Here is a 746-nt window from a genome sequence, read left to right on the forward strand (position 1 = left end):
GGTTCATCCGGAAAATCGATACTTCGCCTCATGACTGGCTTTGATTTTTAACTCAAAAAATTCCCAATCACGATACCCATAGGCGACTTTGTTCAGCGTCTTTATTCGGTTGTTCACACCCTCTACTCGACCACTATTCATCCTTTCATCATAAAATGCCAATATCCCATCCTTATGCTTCCTCAGGGTCTTAGTAAACTTCTCTAGCATCACAATGCCTGAGTGGTTCGCTTCATCTATCCAGCTTTCTAGCCATCTCTCACCCTCTATCTTTGATGGCTGCGACCACAGCATTCTTAACTTCTCTTTTAAATAATAAACCACCGCTAAGGGCTGATTGGCTGCGAGTGCTCGCTCCAATCTCGCTTGGCCTTGCTCATCTAACCTATCGGGATTACTTACCAATAACCAACGAGTATTCTTAAGGTATTGAGCGTCATTTTTGTTACTCATCGAATTTTGTAGTTCACGCCTGAACTCTGTCAGCTTTTCATTAAAACGCTTCACCACGTGGAAACGGTCAATGACCAACTTCGCCTTCGGGGCGTGCTGTTTTACCGAAGAGATGTATGCCTGTCCCATATCGGTGGCGACGGCTTCAATCGGCTTTTTACAACGCAGCTTCCGTTTCCAAAAACCGTCAAGGCTTTCGGCCTTCTTTCCTTTCTCTGTATAAATGACGGCACTTGTCTTCATATCAATCACAACCGTCATGAAGCCACTTTTTGAGCCACAGTAAATCTCAT

The 746-nt window shown here is 44.4% G+C and carries 1 protein-coding gene; it reads right to left on the reverse strand.

What is annotated here, in order from left to right; translation table 11 throughout:
• Nucleotides 1–3: 3 nt before the first annotated feature.
• On the reverse strand, nt 4–746 hold a 743-nt coding region (locus UF06_RS02375), incomplete at its 5' end, for an ISL3 family transposase (protein WP_045569026.1).

This window comes from Vibrio sp. S234-5 (assembly GCF_000960595.1).
Lineage (GTDB): Bacteria > Pseudomonadota > Gammaproteobacteria > Enterobacterales > Vibrionaceae > Vibrio.